Origin of the sequence: Nocardia sp. A7 (assembly GCF_046549215.1) — a bacterium.
Lineage (GTDB): Bacteria > Actinomycetota > Actinomycetes > Mycobacteriales > Mycobacteriaceae > Nocardia.
The window spans coordinates 655,982-670,641 of sequence record NZ_JAJPWE010000004.1; the positions used below are offsets into that span (position 1 = coordinate 655,982).

Genomic DNA, 14,660 nt, shown 5'->3' on the forward strand with positions numbered 1-14,660 from the left:
ATAGCCCGCTGCCGCGATGGGGAGGGTGCGCGACAGCGGGGAATGGTGAGATGGATCGAGCGCGTGCCGCTCGCCGAGGCTCGCCCTGATGACCCGACTTCCGGAGGACGACAATGGCTCTGTTCGACTACGACGCCGAACTACGACTGCACAATGCGCACTTCTTCGCGGCTGCGCGGGTCGGTGCTGGTGATCGGGTCCTCGACATCGGTTGTGGGACAGGTCAGACCACGCGCGAGGCGGCCCGCGCGGCCGTCGACGGGAGTGCGCTGGGGGTCGATATCTCGGAGGTGATGCTCGACCAGGCCCGGCGGATCAGCGGCGACGAAGGACTGTCGAATATCGGTTTCGAGCTCGCGGACGCGCAGGTAACGGCTTTCCCGCCAACCACTTTCGATATCTGCATCAGCAGGTTCGGGGTGATGTTCTTCGCCGATCCGGTCGCCGCCTTCACCAATATCGCGGGCGCACTGCGTTCAGGGGGTCGTCTCGCGTGGCTGGTCTGGCAGGGCCGCGACCGCAACGAATGGGCATCGGTGTTCGGCGACGTCCTCGCCGCGCCGATCGCGACACCCGGTCGCGGGCCGTTCTCGCTCGCCGACCCAGCCGCCACCGAATCCATGCTGCTGGCAGCAGGTTTCATCGATGTCGGCTTCACCGAGATAGACGAGCCCGTGTACTACGGCCCCGACAGCGTGGCCGCCTACGACAACCTGCTCCGACTGACGGGATTCACTACCTTCCTCGCCGACCTCGAGCCCGCGAAAGCCGAGCGGGCCCGTGCGCGGCTGCGCGAAATCCTGGCCGACCATCAGACCGACAGCGGTGTGTATTTCGACTCACGCGCTTGGCTCATCACCGCGCGCCGATCTTGATCAGGGCGAGCCGATAGCGGTACGGCGGTCCTTTCGCCGGCCGGTACCGAGGCGGTCGGTTGTCCGCGGCGATGCTGGTCGGTACCGTACGGGACAGGGGGCGGGCAATCGGTACGGCGTGCAAGAGCCGTCCTCGCTGTCGTATTCACTTCACTTGTCGCACGGGGGTTTTCGAATGGCTCAGATCAATGCGCTGCTACCCGGCGTCCCCGCTCTCAGCTTGCTCATGGGATCGCGGCGGATTCTGCGCGGAGAGATCAACGGCACCGCCAGGGCGATGGGGATGTTGGTCGCCATCATCGGCCTCGTCTTCCTGGGGACGGTGGGCGCCATCATCGAAGGGCCTTGGCTTGCCAAGATTCTGATGGTCACGCTCGCAGGCGGGACTGTCGCTACCGCGGTCTTCGTCGACCGGGCTGACCGGGCGTTGAAGGGCCGATAGGGGAGGTATCACCGGCGCCTCCGAGTGGCCGGTGATCGGGCGGCTATCCCCCGAACAGCAGATACAGCCCGGTGAAGGTGAAGCCGACCATGGTCAGCATCAATGCCAGCTGGCCGGTCAGGCGGTGACGCGGGGGGAGAAGTAGCAGGCAGCGGTCGTGGGCGGCGGCGACGCCGAGGATGTGGCCGATCAGGACCGCGAGCACCTTGCAGGTGGCGAGCACAGTCGGATGACTGGACAGCACGTAGGCCACGTCTCGATCGGCCAGACCCGCGATGTTCCATCCGCGGTCGAGTGGGTCCGCGAACAGCAGCACCGTCGCCTGCCCTTTCTCGAGGAGGAACGTGAGGTAGTGGGCGACCAGGTAGCCCGCGACGATCGGGGTGAGGCTGAGCGCCAGCCGCCGGGGCAGCAGTGCTCGATCGGCGGGGGAGACACCACCGGTGGCGCGCGCGGCGACGGCGAACAGCCCGCCTACCACTCCGATGAAGACCAGCAGGCCGCCCGTGCGCACCAGTGTCGCGTCGACGAACGGAGCCAGGTCGTCGACCAGTTCGCGCCACTGCGGGAACATCGAGAAGCTGTCGAAGGCGGTGGATCCGAGCAGCGTCGCCGCGACCGCTACGGATCCGGCGATTCCGGGAGTCCCCGCGAGATTGTTCAGCGGCATCCGCAACACCGGCTGTCCCGCGCGGTCGCGGCTGAAAGGGCTCAGGTGCGCCAGCAGCGTGCTGTACACCTCGAGCGGGTCGGCCCGCTCTGCCCAGACGGTGCCGAACAACGCGAGCCCGATCGAGGTCACGACCAGATATCCGAGCAACCAGGTCAGCACCGAGCTCACCGATCCTGGTGCCCGCCAGGCCAATTCCAGCCACACGAAGGAGAACAGGCCGAGAGCCGCTGGGAGGTGACCCCATTCCTCGCGATAGCGGAGAAGTCCGTGCTCCGGGGGGCGTCGTAGGAGGAGGCAGCCGAATCGGTGGATCGCCCGCGCCGGGGAGATGACCTTCCAGACGGGTCCGATCAGCAGCGACGCCACCATGACCCCGACCCAGACGCCGATGTACAGCACTCCTGGCACCGGATTCAGGGCCGGATCCGGGGAACCGAACAACGCGACGACGAGCACGCAGGCGGTGACCACCACGCTCGCCACCGCGATGACCGTCCGTGTCACGCGTGCGTCGATCACCCGGCGCACCGGCGTGGGCAGCGGGAATCCCGGCGAGTCGGGGTCCAGCCGGGGCTGACGCCAGGCGAGGAACAGCAGCGCGAACGAGAAGGTCAGCGCCCACGCCGCACCGATCAACGCGTAACTGAGCGGAATCGGCAGGTCCGCGGCGCCGTTGAGGCCATGGGCGAGGGGACTCACCGGCGGACCAGCAGCGTCGTCACCGTCCGTCCGAGGTGGTGCAGTTCGATCTCCACCTGGCCCGGCACCGTCACCGTGAAGGCGAACTCCTGGCCGACAGCCGCGGCGACGGGAAAGGTGTGCGCGGGGGCGGAGTGGACATGCAGTTCGTCGGTGGTGTCACTGTCGACCCGCAACACGATGCGCTGCCCGACCTCGGCCTCGGTGCGCGTATTGGCCGGGGACACTGCGCCGTTCGCGATCCGGATGTCGATGGTGCGGGTACTCGCGGGCTCGTCGGCCGGGCCGGTCGTCGCCGCGGGCTCGTCGGCCGATGCGCAGCCCGTCAGCAGCGAAACCGCGGCGACCATCACAAGGCCGTACCGGAGCCGACGATGGGTCACGGATTCTCCTCGGTGCGGTCGGTGTGCGCGGATTGTGCTTGTGCGTCTTCGTTTTCGCGCTTCTCCGCGCGCCGGTCGCGCATCGCGATGAACAGCACCAGCCCGACCAGTGCGACGGCGGGCAGGAAAGCCGGGATCGCCAGCAGAATGGAGTGGTCGGCGAGAATGTCGACGTTCTCCTGGCGAATCACGGTTCGACCGTTGCCTTCTGGTCCGGTGTGCGGCCCGCCGCCAGATAGCGGTCGTTGACGCGGGCCGCGCCCCACGCCATCGCCGCGATCAAGGCCAGGCTGCACGCCAGCACCACCAGACTCGCGAGGCCGATCAGCCAGGACGGGTGGTCGAAGGACCGCTCGCGCTGCAAGACCGAGATCTCCTCGACGAACGGCCGCGTGAAGCTCGCGGGTGCCGACACCTCCGCGGCGCCGATGCCGGGATCGAGCGGCATGAAGATCGGGAGCGCGGATTGCATGCGCCCGTCCTGCAGGCGCAGCAACGTTTTCCAGCTGCCGTGCACGGGTACCGGCCGGGTGGAAACGAAGTGGTCGTCGCCGACGCGGACCAGTTTGTCCACGACGAGGCCGTGGCCGGGACTGCCGTCGCCGGTACCGCCCTGCCAGGCGAGGATTTCCACCCATTCCGGATCGGAACCGATCAGATCCGCGGGGGAGAGTCGGATGTCGGCGGTGACCATCCGCCCGCCCTGTTCGGGTGCGGCATCGGTGAGCGCGATGGTCGCCGACGCGTTCTCCGGCACCCGGATGATCAGCCCGTTCGCGGTGGCCGCGGCCGCGATCACCACCGCGGCGACCACGAGGCCACGCCGCACCGCGGGCTTGGGCAGCGCCTCGCCGCGCAAGACGGTGCCGAGCATCGCGCCGATCACACCACCGGCCACACCGACCGGCACCGCCATCGCGAGCAGTTCCGGCCACATCCCGCCGACCCAGGGATTGACGAACATCCGCTCGATCCACAGCGATTCGAGCCAGATGCCCACCGTCGCCACACCGAGCCCGGTGAGCGCACCCCACCAGAGCGGTCGCCGAATCAGCGGCAGGAGAGCGAGCAGTTCGACCACGATCGCGGCACCGAGGTAGAGCGGAAACACGTTGCGCGGCGCCTCGAATCCGGTGCCGACGAGGACCGCGACGATGTACCGCACGCAGAAGGCGAAGGCCACGAGCAGCAGCGTGCTGAACGGTCCGAGCGTCAACCGCGCCGAGATCAGCGCGATCGTGGCGGCGAAGACGATCAACATCGGTTGCAGGACCAGCCGGAACTGCTCGACGCCGAAGTCGAACTCGACCTGGAATACCGACAGTCCGATCACCAGACCGCCGAAAGCGAAGCCCTGAATCGCCCACAGCACCCGGCCGTCGGTTCGTTCGGGGTCGGGTCGGTTGTATCGGCCTTCGAGTTCGAGCAGCAGCACGCCGATCAGCGACAGACCCGCGCCACCGATGAGCATCAGGTGGGTGGGTCCCCAGAGGGTGACATCCTGGCCGAACAGCCGGTGCCAGATGTCGTCGAGCGGGAAACCGATCAGCGCGTAGAACCCGGCGCCCGCGATCAGGATGCCGCCGACGGGGGCGTACCAGTCGCGGGTGATCTTCACCGCCGCCCTACCCGGCTTCTCGTCCAGCGGCAGAATGACGGCCAACATGCCGGCCATGAAGAGGAAGAACAGGCCGACCAGGATGAAGTAGTGCGCCGGGTTGGCCAGCGGTCCGGCGTCGCGGCCCTTGCCGACGTGCAGGCTCACATCCCAGATGAAGCCGAGAAACGCGGTCAGGATGGTCGCGAGGAACATCGCGATCGGCAGCGCCACCCACCCGGGGCGGTTCATGAGGCGACCGCTGAAGTCGGCCAGCCGTTGCAGCCAGGTGATGCGTCGCGTCCGGTGCAGGTAGGCCACCCACAGCAGCACCGCGCCGACCACCGCGGCCGCGCCGGTCATCAGCGCGACCTGATCGAGGGCGGCGCCACCGCCTTCGGTGCCCTGCGCGACCGTGATCGTCGACGGATCGGTCATCGCTGTGGCCATGGCAGTCCTCCGATGTGTCGAAGCGCCCCGTCCGGGTACCGAACAGTATCCCGGATCTCGCGCGGCGCCGATACCCCCGCGCGCAGGGTATGCCACAATTCCGGTCTTCTGAAACATTCGCCGTCGACTGTCGGCAGCACGTCGGCTCAGTGGCGAAAAGCTGCGCGGTGATTCCGAAACCCCGGGCAGAAGCCGGGGTTTCGGAAAGCCGATCCGGGACGAATCCCCCCAGTTCAGCGCGTGGCGATGATGGCCGATCCATGACCGAAGAGGCCTTGATTCACCGCGATGCCCGCGCGGGCGTTCTCGACCTGGCGCCCGTCGGCCTGGCCGCGCAACTGCCAGGTGAGTTCGCAGATCTGGGAGATGGCCTGTGCGGGGATGGCCTCACCGAAGCAGGCCAGGCCACCGCTGGGGTTCACCGGGATTCGTCCGCCCAATGTCGTTGCACCACTGCGCAACAGCGTCTCCGCTTCGCCTGTCTCGCAGAGGCCGATGTCCTCGTACCAGTCCAGTTCCAGAGCGGTGGACAGGTCATAGACTTCGGCGAAGGACAGGTCGTCGGGACCGAGACCGGCCTCTTCGTAGGCGGCGTGCGCGATCGCCGACCGGAAGGTGCGCGACGGGGGCTCGACAGCCACGGCGGAATCCGTCGAGAAATCCGGCAGATCGAGCACCGTTTTCGGGAACGTCGGCGTGACCGTCGACAGCGCTGAGATACGCACCGGATCGGCGATGCCGTGGCGACGGGCGTAATCCATCGACGTCAGCACCAGTGCGGCCCCGCCGTCGCTGGTCGCGCAGATGTCGAGCAGCCGCAGCGGGTCCGACACGATCGCCGAGGCGGAGATCTCCTCGACCGAGACTTCCTTGCGGTAGCGGGCATTCGGGTTGTTCAGGCCGTGCCGGGAGTTCTTCACCTTGACTGCGGCGAAGTCGTCGAGGGTGGCGCCGTGCAAGGCCATGCGGCGGCGGGCGTAGAGCGCGAAATAGATGGGGTTGGTGGCGCCGAGCAGGTGGAAGCGCAACCAGTCCGGGTCGTCGCGGCGTTCGCCACCGACCGGCTGGAAGAAGCCCTTCGGGGTGGTGTCGGCGCCGACCACCAGCGCCACCTCGCACAGCCCGGCCAGGATCTGGGCGCGCGCGTTGGCGATGGCCTGTGCACCGGAGGCGCAGGCGGCGTAGCTACTGGAGATCTGCGCACCCGACCAACCCAGCGCCTGCGCGAAAGTCGCGCCCGAGACGAACCCGGGGTAGCCGTTGCGGATGGTGTCCGCGCCGGCGATGTAGCCGACGTCGCGGTGGTTCAACCCGGCGTCGGCCAGCGCCGCACGCGCCGCCACCAGGCCGTATTCGACGAAATTTCGCCCCCACTTACCCCACGGGTGCATGCCCGCACCGAGGACGGCGATGTCGCGACCATTCGTATCAGTCATTGACCGGCCTCCACATCCACACCGTGTGTTCGGCGTCCTCGTCCTCGTACAGCGTGCCGACGGTCAATTCGACCGGCATGCCCACGGCCAGATCGTCGACCGTGAGACCGCGCACGACCTGCCCGAGAATCACCATCTGCTCGACCTCGAGCTCCACTGCCGCAACGACATAGGGCTCGAAGGGATCGGCGGAGACGTAGGGCGCGGGTGGTTTGTATCGCGCGTCCGCGTACGACCAGATCCGGCCACGCGTGGAGAACAGGTACTCGACGAGCTCGGAGCCGTCGTGCGCACCGGTGCACTGGGGGTTGCGACAGGCGAGCGTGTTCTTCGGGAAGTACGGCGTGCCGCAATCATCGCAGCGGGTTCCCTTGAGGCGTACCTGGCCGTCGTCCGCAGTGAACCAGTCAGCCACGGCGGGGCGTTGTTCTTTCTGCACCTGGCCGACGGTATAGGAACACGTTCTACTTTGGGGCGGAATTCCGTTCCGGCGCCGATCGGGCGGAGGTACGGTGTGCGGATCGAGGATGCGATGACGTCGATCTGGAGTACCGCAACGCGATGGGCACCAAAGCTATTGACCCGCAGTCGATCCGCAATGTGACGATCATCGGCGATCCCGACGAGACGACACGAGTGGTCCACCGACTGCGCCGATGCTTCGGCGCCACGGAGAATACGGTCCACTGGTCGACAGACGGTCTCGAGCACACGATTCGCGTCGCCGCGCTATCGAGCGACGCACGCATCGCCGACCTGGAACGCTCCATCCGCGTAGCCGACGGCGTCATCGCGGTGGTGAACGCCGCCGTATGCGGCACCGCGCGGCTAGAAACCATGTTGCGCGTCGCCGACGATCACCAGGTCGCCCGCTTGTGCCTGGTCAACGGGCTCGATCAACCCACTGCCGACTTCGATCGCTGTGTTCGCACGATCGCCGAGACTCGCGGGGCAGCGCCGTTGGTACTGCAGATACCCATCGGCAGCGGCGCCGACTTCGGCGACATCGTCGACCTGGTCCCGGCACTCGACTCCGAGGCGACCGACCCCTCCGGAAGCCAGGGGAAAGCCGCCGAGTGGTGGTACCGCAAACTACTCGAGACCCTGGCTGAACAGGACCCCGCGGATTCGAACCCCCTCACCCTCCGGGACCTGCACAACCGCATCCGCCGCCTTACCCGCAATGGTGACATCGTCCCCATTCTGTGCGGCGCACCCCTCGCGAGCGACGACATCGCCTCACTCCTGGACGCCATCGTCCGCTATTTGCCGTCCCCCATGTACGTCTGCCAGCCAGAACACGCTCTCGACTGGCCAGGCTAGCGAGTCCCGTTCTCCCGCTGGGCTTTGCGCTTGGCCCGCGCCATCTGCAACAGATAGACCGGGGTCGGTGGCACCCATCCGAGCTGTACCGCCTGCCCGAGATCATCCCGGTTGGCCCAGTGCTCGATCACCTTGCCATCCGCGATCCGCAACCAATGCGACTGTGTGGCTGCGAAAGTCTTACCGGTCGGTGGGAACACCTGGTCCACCTGACCGTCCTCGCCGTAGGCCACGAACGGCCCGACGTGCCGCCCGCGCATAGTGGTGTGCAATGCCACCAGATCGCCTTCTACCGCCGCGGCTTCGATGGTGTGGTGCAGCTCGGCGTACGCGGCGCGCAGCCAGAGCGCCGTGGCGTAGAACGCGGCGGGTCCGCGTCCCCGGGCGGCGGGGGGCTCGGCCCGGGCTTCCCGGTTGGTCGCCGCAGGGTGGACTATCGCGTCGAAATCGGCGCGCTCACCGTCGGCGATGAGTTGCACCGAGCGGATGGCCAGGCCGCGCGCGGTATCGGCTGCTGTCAGGGGAATACGGTCCATGGGGACCTCGCAATCGAAGTGGTGCGAACTTGTCTCCCATTGTGTATCGAGCGCGAGGGGCTTCGGGTTCAAACCCGCGGGCTCCCTTTCGCTGTGCGCGGTGATCTTGCCGATTATGTGGGGATGACAATGGACCCGCAGTAGTTGCCGACGGCGCAACTGAGGGCAGCGATCGCGGATTCCACCAGGGTGGAGGAGCCGGAACCCAATGAGCTGCTGCCCGCCTCCGGGGCTTCCGCAGCGGCGGGACCGGCGGCGGTGACCAGTCCGGCGGTAATGGCGAGGGCTGCGGTTCCGGTGCGCAATGCGCGGGTGGTGAGAGTCATAGCGGAATCGTACGGTCGATCTGCGGGGACCGAACGCCCTCGAATCCTGGGGCACATGAGTCAGGAAATGCCGAGGAAGAAGGTGCGGATGTCGTCCGCCAGCAGGTCCGTCTCCTCCATCGCGGGGAAGTGGCCACCCTCGGTGAACTCGCTCCAGTGGCCGATCGCTTTCCCTGGGTCCATCGTGCGGCGGATGAGCGGGTGCGTGTCGAACACTGCCCAGCCGGACGGGACGCTGGAGGCCATGATCAAGTCGAGTTCGGAGTGCTCGCCCTCGTAGTAGAACTGCGCGCTCGACGCCACTGCGAGTGAACCAGTACAGGCTGATGTTCGTCAGGAGCTGGTCGCGGTCGACCGACTCGTCCGGCGTCCGATAGTCGCCGTCGACCCTGGTCTTGAACTTCTCGGCGATCCACGCGAGCTGACCGACCGGCGAGTCGGTGAGCGCCGCGCCGATCGTGTCGGGACGGTGGTTCTGCATCAAGAGATACCCGTGATCGGCCGCATCCTCGGTGCGCACTGCCTCGAGCTCGGCGATCTCGACTTCGGACAGACCTTCGGGGTAGGGGAACTTGTCCCCGACCAACCCGAGCAATCGGGGATCGCAGCCGATGTGCGTGCCGATGACGCGCTCCGGGTATAGCGCCGCGAGTCGCAGGGTCGTGCCCGAACCGATGTCGGTGCCGTGGGCCGCGAACCTCTCGTAGCCCAGACGCGTCATGATCTCGGCGTAGGCCTCCGTCGTCCGCGCCAGCTCCCAGCCGGTTCCTGACAGCGGAGTGGAGAAGCCGAAGCCGGGCAGCGACGGGATGACCACGTGGAACTCGTCGGTCAGTAGCGGGAGGAGTCGCTGGTACTCGACGAACGAGCCCGGCCAGCCGTGGTTCAGGATCAGCGGGGTCGCCTGCGGATTCGCCGATCGCGCGTGGACGACGTGGAACTTCTGGCCGTCCACGACCGTCGTGAACTGTTCGTACTCGTTGAGTTTCGCCTCCTGCGCACGCCAGTCGAACCCGTCGCGCCAGTACTCGGCGAGCTCCTTCAGGTACACCAGCGGGATGCCCCGGCTGAAGTCGGTGCGCTCGTCTCGGCCCGGCACGGGGAGCGGCCAGCGCGTGTGTGCCAGCCGGTCGCGAAGGTCGTCGACGTCGGTCTGCGGGATGTCGATGCGGAACGGGGTGAGTGCGGTGTTCTCGTTCATGACACCCACGATCGCGGGTAATGCGGCAGGCTAGCTTCCGCAATTGCTGAAATGATCGAAAACATGTTGGAGACCTCGGCCCGCCTGCTCGAACTGCTGTCGTTGCTCCAGCTCAAGCGCGACTGGACGAGCTCCGAGCTCTCGAGTCGCCTCGGTGTGAGCACGAGGACTGTGCGCGCCGACATCGGCAAGCTGCGCTCGCTCGGCTATCCAGTGGACGCGCGCCCCGGCGTCGCGGGCGGGTACCGGCTGGCCGCCGGGACAGCGATGCCCCCACTGCTGCTCGACGATGACGAGGCTGTCGCCGTCGCTGTCGGACTGGGTGCGGTCGCAACCCAAGGGCTCGGAGTCGAAGAGACATCGCTCACCGCGCTCGCGAAGCTGGAGCAAGTGCTGCCCGCGCGCCTGCGTCGGCGGGTCGAGGCGGTACGCGAGGCGACGAGCGTTGTCCCATCGACTCAGCCGCCGCTCGATCTCTCGGTTCTCGGCGCAGTCGCCGCCGCGATCCGCGGCCACGAACGGCTCCGGTTCGGATACACGAAGCCCGGACATAGCGAAGAGGCCCGCCACGCTGAACCACAACGGCTGGTGAGCTGGGGGCCGCTGTGGTACCTGCTCGCATGGGATCTCGACCGTGACGACTGGCGGATCTTTCGTGTCGACCGCATGGTTTCGCGCGTACCGACGGGTGCGCGGTTCCAGCCGCGCGTGATCCCGGCGGACGATGCCGTCGACTACGTCGTCAGACGCGTCAGCAAGGCAACCTGGCAGTACCGCGCCCGAATACTCGTACACGCTCCCGCCGCCGAGGTCGCCGCGAAGATCCCAATCCCGGTCGATATCGAGGTGGTCGACGAGTCCACCTGCCGAGTCGAGCTGGGTTCCGACGACCCGGACCGGCTAGCGCTGTGGATCACACAGCTCGACGTCGACATCGAGGTGATCGACGGAGACGAGCTGGCGGTGGCATTCGATCGCCTCGCGACGAGGCTCCGCCGCGCGGCGGGACGGACATGGGGCCGGTCCGAAGACAGTCTCGCGGGCGACAACGAAGAGGTCGGGCTCAGCCGGGGTCAGCGTCAGCGCGGGCACTAGTGCTCGCAGTCGGTGTGCATCGGCGGACTGTAGATCGTGGTGCTGCAGGCAAGACAGGTGTGGGTCCGATGGTGTCCGCCGATCCGGACGCATGGCAGGACGCTGACTATCGACCGACCCGTCCCGAGGCGGTGTCCATTGGGACAGAAGCGCGGAGCGGGCTCCGTCCAACGCCCATTGCGTAGGTAGAGCCTGATCGAATCGCACATACGTTCGATTATCCACGCTCGACGCCGGGCAGGCACACCCCGATGAGCAAAATCTGGTCGGCTGGGTCAGACACACGGCCAGGCCATATTCAGAACGTCCGGTTGCCCGCCGGAGCTGCATACGTCCAACGCATACCCGGTCAAGGGGCAGCTGACGAGCCGATGTGGGCGCAGAGGGGATCGAACCCCCGACCGCTGGTGTGTAAAACCAGAACGATGGCCCCGAGTCGGAATCGGGTTACACCAGCAAGGATGCGATCGAGAATCGCCGCAGGCCAGGCAATATTGCTGGTTTTGCGTAGTGACATTTGAGACTCAAGAAGACACGGAAATACATCTGTCTGCCCCACGATTTGCCCCATGTTGACCCACGGGCTGCCCCACGTAGAGTTGGTCCAACAACATGATCTGGGACGCCGAGCGCCAGCACCGAAGTGGCGGGGACAGGAGAGCGCGATGGGTTGGGCAGAGAAGTTGCCGAGCGGGCGGTATCGCGGTCTCTATCGTGACGCGGCCGGTGCGAAGCGAAGCGCCGGCATCTACACGAGCAAGGACATCGCGAAGCGCAAGGCCACCGCGAAGGAAGACGCCGAGCGCGAGAACCCAACGAAGGTCGCGCCTGCAATGACGTGGGGGGAGTGGCTTCCGAAGTGGACCGCGGTTCGGACGGTTGAGGAAGGAACCCAACTGATAGACACGCAGCGGATTCGGAAGCACCTCACTCCGCATTGGGGCCCGAAGCTCTTAAAGGACATCGACCAACAGGACGTTCAGGAATGGGTCGCTGACCTCCGAGGGCGGATGGCACCCACAAGCGTGGCGAAGTGCTACCACTTGTTGAGTTCGTCGATGAAGGCGGCGCGAAAGGCCAAGCTGATCGATGAAACCCCATGTCAGGACATCGACCTCCCGAAACCAGGGCCGTCTCCGGAGCGGTTCCTCGAGGACGAGGAGTTTATGGCGCTGCGGAAGCCATTGGACGATGCGGACCAATTGATCGTCGATGTCCTGCTGGGCGCAGGATTGCGGATGGGCGAAGCGCAGGGCCTCCACAAGGAGCACATCGATTTGAAGCGGAAAACGGTGTCGGTTGAGTGGGCCTGGGACAAGGCGGCGAAACGACTGAAGCCGCCGAAGGATGCCGAGAAGCGAGTGATTCCTATCGGGGAGACTCTCACCCGACTGCTCACGGAGGCGATCAAGAGAGATGGCCCGGGGAAGCCCGCGCCAGTGCCCTACGTCGCAGGACGTGCGGTGCGCACCGGTCTGTTGCTCGCGCACGTCGACGGGCGACCCTTTGACGCCGACAACTTTTCGAAGCGGTTCCAAGCGGCGGTTCGCGTTGCTCGAGTCGGAGAACGAGAGGAGCGACTGGGAAAGGTTCGGCCTCACGATCTTCGGCACACATACGCGGGTCGGCTTGTGCGTGCGGGTGTCCCGATCCAGCAGGTGCAGCACTTGCTGGGCCACGCATCGCTTCGTACCACCCAGCGATACGCGAGCCTGGCAGACAGTCAATGGGAGAGCGTCCGCGACGTTCTGGGCTGACAGCGCGCCCGTCGATCGGCTTCACCTCCGGTCGAATCCAGTCACAATCGACTGGTGACTGGATTCGTGCTGACGCCCGAGCGTCGAGATGAGCTAGCTGACCTACTCGAAGACGACAAGCACTTTCGCACAAGCTATCCCGCCGTTGCCGACTACCTGGATACGGCGCCCATGCTCAAAGGCACCGATGATGCCGCCGCCGACCAAGCTTTCGATCTTCGGATGCTCCACTTCATGGCGGGTGGCGAGAGCCGTAATCCACTGTGGGACATCGTTGGTCCGTTGGCACGCGTCGATGCTGAAACCGCCCGGCGGGTTATCCACGGCTCATCGAGACTCGCATACGCCCAGACTGTGCTCCAGGAAGCTTTCGCCTACGCCGTGCCATCGCCGGAGACAGTCAGCTGGGTTGTCGACCGAGTGGAAAGCCGCGGAGTGGTCGAGATCGGTGCGGGCCGCGGCTACTGGGCGAACCAGCTCCGAGCCGGAGGACTGGACGTTCTTGCATTCGATTCGCAACCTCCTGACCGACATGACAATCCGTCGTTCAGTAGGCAGCCCGAGGCTTCAGCGGTCTGGGGGCACGTCGGCGATCTCGATGAGCTCGCGGCAGCAGACGCGGCGGGTGCGCTCAAGAACCGCGTGCTGTTTTTGTGCTGGCCACCGGGATGGGACGACGCAATGTCACTCGATGCGTTGCTCGCCTACGAGCGCGCTGACGGCGATCGTGTGATCTACATCGGCGAACCGAGGGGTGGTCGAACCGGCTCGGAAGACTTTTTCGACAGGCTGTCATCTACCTGGGAATTGGTGGACGAAGACCCGCACTTCGTCACTTGGTGGAACTTGTCTGACCAGGCGCAATGTTGGTCGCGGCGGAAATGAAGTCGAACCGGCGAGTCGCATCGAAACAGTTGTGTGTATACCTAATACCCCCTACAAAGGGTTAGACAGTCCAGAGGCGACTACAAGGGGATGACATGGCTGAACCGGCATATGTGAAGATCGCGGGCGACTTGGCGCGCCAAATTCGAAACGGGGAGATTCCGCCCGGATCTCAGCTCCCGAGTCTCGACGACCTGGCGGAGATCAACGGTGTCTCGCGGATCGTTGCTCGGCAGGTATTCGAACTCCTGGTGAGTCAGGGTCTCGTTCGCACGGTGCGTCGGAAGGGGGCATTCGTTGTCGACAAGCCGAATCTGATTCGGGTGTCGCCGGAGCGCCAATACGAGGATCCTGAGGTGACCTTCCGGAACGAGGCCGTGGAGGAGGTCGAGGTGGCGCGGGATACCGAGACCCTCGCGGCCGATGTTCCGCTCTCGGAGGAGCTCGGTGTCGAAGTCGGCTCTGACGTTGTGCACGTGACCACTCGGGCAAGTATCGGTGGCCGCCCAGTGTCGATCTCGGAGTCATACCAGCCTGCGGGCGTTGAAGGCACGGAGTCGGCGGCGTTTTTGGAGGAGACTCTTTCGGACGTCGTGCCCCGACCGGATCATGCCGAGTGGCTCCAGCTGTCGCCGGCGGATGTCGTCAAGTCGGTATATCAGCGGTTCCTGGGGCCGTCGGATGACGTCGTGATGGTGTCCACGATCTCGTACCCAAGGGACCGCTATTCGGCGATGCGATTCCGCATGGCTCTCGGTAATTCCGCAGTCGAGTAGCAGCTTCTAACTCTCCGTAAAGGGGTCTGGCCTTGCTGGTCAGGCCCCTTTTCGCTGTCAATTTGAGAATAGGTATACCTAGACTCTTGTGCGCGCTCCTATCTAGGTCTACCGTCTTAGGTATACCTAGTGACACAACGTCAAAGGAGTGACATTCATGACCAGACGGAACAACGGCACCAGCGCCGATCGTGGGCTGATCAGTC

Annotated in this window: 14 protein-coding genes; 7 read left to right on the forward strand and 7 right to left on the reverse strand. The window is 65.8% G+C overall.

The window, feature by feature from the left end:
- Positions 1 to 113: 113 nt before the first annotated feature.
- Together ACLJPD_RS25020 and ACLJPD_RS25025 are read left to right on the forward strand one after the other, a co-directional pair.
- Positions 114 to 875, forward strand: coding sequence for a class I SAM-dependent methyltransferase (locus tag ACLJPD_RS25020; RefSeq protein ID WP_410875255.1), 762 nt, complete (start codon positions 114 to 116; stop codon positions 873 to 875).
- Positions 876 to 1,050: 175 nt separating this feature from the next.
- Positions 1,051 to 1,317, forward strand: a complete 267-nt coding sequence (locus tag ACLJPD_RS25025) for a hypothetical protein (RefSeq protein ID WP_410875256.1) — start codon at positions 1,051 to 1,053, stop codon at positions 1,315 to 1,317.
- Positions 1,318 to 1,360: 43 nt separating this feature from the next.
- Here ACLJPD_RS25025 and ACLJPD_RS25030 read toward each other — a convergent pair whose 3' ends face one another.
- The 6 genes from ACLJPD_RS25030 to ACLJPD_RS25055 all read right to left on the reverse strand — a co-directional run bounded on the left by ACLJPD_RS25030 (position 1,361) and on the right by ACLJPD_RS25055 (position 6,994).
- Entirely contained in the window at positions 1,361 to 2,689 is a 1,329-nt protein-coding gene (locus ACLJPD_RS25030; protein WP_410875257.1) for a hypothetical protein, read from the reverse strand.
- Positions 2,686 to 3,072 carry a hypothetical protein gene (locus ACLJPD_RS25035; RefSeq protein ID WP_410875259.1) on the reverse strand — a complete coding sequence of 129 codons (387 nt, stop codon included), beginning with the start codon at positions 3,070 to 3,072 and terminating at the stop codon, positions 2,686 to 2,688. The genes ACLJPD_RS25030 and ACLJPD_RS25035 overlap by 4 nt, the downstream gene beginning before the upstream one ends.
- Positions 3,069 to 3,263, reverse strand: a complete 195-nt coding sequence (locus ACLJPD_RS25040) for a hypothetical protein (protein ID WP_410875260.1) — start codon at positions 3,261 to 3,263, stop codon at positions 3,069 to 3,071. Before ACLJPD_RS25040 ends, ACLJPD_RS25035 begins: the two co-directional genes overlap by 4 nt.
- The gene (locus tag ACLJPD_RS25045; protein ID WP_410875262.1) at positions 3,260 to 5,119 is read right to left on the reverse strand and encodes a hypothetical protein; all 1,860 of its coding nucleotides are present in this window, start codon (positions 5,117 to 5,119) and stop codon (positions 3,260 to 3,262) included. Before ACLJPD_RS25045 ends, ACLJPD_RS25040 begins: the two co-directional genes overlap by 4 nt.
- 233 nt (positions 5,120 to 5,352) lie before the next feature.
- Positions 5,353 to 6,555, reverse strand: a complete 1,203-nt coding sequence (locus ACLJPD_RS25050; protein ID WP_410875264.1) for a lipid-transfer protein — start codon at positions 6,553 to 6,555, stop codon at positions 5,353 to 5,355.
- Positions 6,548 to 6,994 carry a Zn-ribbon domain-containing OB-fold protein gene (locus tag ACLJPD_RS25055; RefSeq protein WP_410875266.1) on the reverse strand — a complete coding sequence of 149 codons (447 nt, stop codon included), beginning with the start codon at positions 6,992 to 6,994 and terminating at the stop codon, positions 6,548 to 6,550. Before ACLJPD_RS25055 ends, ACLJPD_RS25050 begins: the two co-directional genes overlap by 8 nt.
- A 122-nt stretch (positions 6,995 to 7,116) precedes the next feature.
- Between ACLJPD_RS25055 and ACLJPD_RS25060 the strand changes: the two genes are divergently transcribed.
- Positions 7,117 to 7,878, forward strand: coding sequence for a GTP-binding protein (locus ACLJPD_RS25060; protein WP_410875268.1), 762 nt, complete (start codon positions 7,117 to 7,119; stop codon positions 7,876 to 7,878).
- Here the strand turns inward: ACLJPD_RS25060 and ACLJPD_RS25065 are convergent.
- A complete protein-coding gene (locus ACLJPD_RS25065) occupies positions 7,875 to 9,941 on the reverse strand; it encodes an alpha/beta fold hydrolase (protein ID WP_410875269.1) in 2,067 nt (688 codons plus the stop codon). The two genes, ACLJPD_RS25060 and ACLJPD_RS25065, sit on opposite strands and share 4 nt — an antisense overlap.
- Before the next feature lie 63 nt (positions 9,942 to 10,004).
- On the opposite strand from ACLJPD_RS25065, the gene ACLJPD_RS25070 reads away from it, so the two are divergent.
- The 4 genes from ACLJPD_RS25070 to ACLJPD_RS25085 all read left to right on the forward strand — a co-directional run bounded on the left by ACLJPD_RS25070 (position 10,005) and on the right by ACLJPD_RS25085 (position 14,454).
- Positions 10,005 to 11,036, forward strand: a complete 1,032-nt coding sequence (locus ACLJPD_RS25070; protein WP_410875438.1) for a helix-turn-helix transcriptional regulator — start codon at positions 10,005 to 10,007, stop codon at positions 11,034 to 11,036.
- Between the two features lie 665 nt (positions 11,037 to 11,701).
- Positions 11,702 to 12,793 (forward strand): tyrosine-type recombinase/integrase, encoded by a 1,092-nt coding sequence (locus ACLJPD_RS25075; RefSeq protein WP_410875271.1) that lies wholly within the window; start codon positions 11,702 to 11,704, stop codon positions 12,791 to 12,793.
- 54 nt (positions 12,794 to 12,847) lie between these two features.
- On the forward strand, positions 12,848 to 13,678 hold the full coding sequence (locus ACLJPD_RS25080; protein ID WP_410875273.1) for a hypothetical protein: 831 nt from the start codon (positions 12,848 to 12,850) through the stop codon (positions 13,676 to 13,678).
- Between the two features lie 95 nt (positions 13,679 to 13,773).
- Complete coding sequence (locus ACLJPD_RS25085; protein WP_410875275.1) at positions 13,774 to 14,454, forward strand: GntR family transcriptional regulator; 681 nt, start codon at positions 13,774 to 13,776, stop codon at positions 14,452 to 14,454.
- Positions 14,455 to 14,660 lie beyond the last annotated feature (206 nt).

What these genes read in the sequence shown, in the direction of transcription:
- ACLJPD_RS25050 (WP_410875264.1), bottom strand. Translation starts at nt 6,555, where the DNA reads ATGACTGATACGAATGGTCGCGACATCGCCGTCCTCGGTGCGGGCATG.
- ACLJPD_RS25075 (WP_410875271.1), top strand. Translation starts at nt 11,702, where the DNA reads ATGGGTTGGGCAGAGAAGTTGCCGAGCGGGCGGTATCGCGGTCTCTAT.
- ACLJPD_RS25085 (WP_410875275.1), top strand. Translation starts at nt 13,774, where the DNA reads ATGGCTGAACCGGCATATGTGAAGATCGCGGGCGACTTGGCGCGCCAA.
- ACLJPD_RS25025 (WP_410875256.1), top strand. Translation starts at nt 1,051, where the DNA reads ATGGCTCAGATCAATGCGCTGCTACCCGGCGTCCCCGCTCTCAGCTTG.
- ACLJPD_RS25060 (WP_410875268.1), top strand. Translation starts at nt 7,117, where the DNA reads ATGGGCACCAAAGCTATTGACCCGCAGTCGATCCGCAATGTGACGATC.
- ACLJPD_RS25070 (WP_410875438.1), top strand. Translation starts at nt 10,005, where the DNA reads ATGTTGGAGACCTCGGCCCGCCTGCTCGAACTGCTGTCGTTGCTCCAG.
- ACLJPD_RS25020 (WP_410875255.1), top strand. Translation starts at nt 114, where the DNA reads ATGGCTCTGTTCGACTACGACGCCGAACTACGACTGCACAATGCGCAC.
- ACLJPD_RS25065 (WP_410875269.1), bottom strand. Translation starts at nt 9,941, where the DNA reads ATGAACGAGAACACCGCACTCACCCCGTTCCGCATCGACATCCCGCAG.
- ACLJPD_RS25045 (WP_410875262.1), bottom strand. Translation starts at nt 5,119, where the DNA reads ATGGCCACAGCGATGACCGATCCGTCGACGATCACGGTCGCGCAGGGC.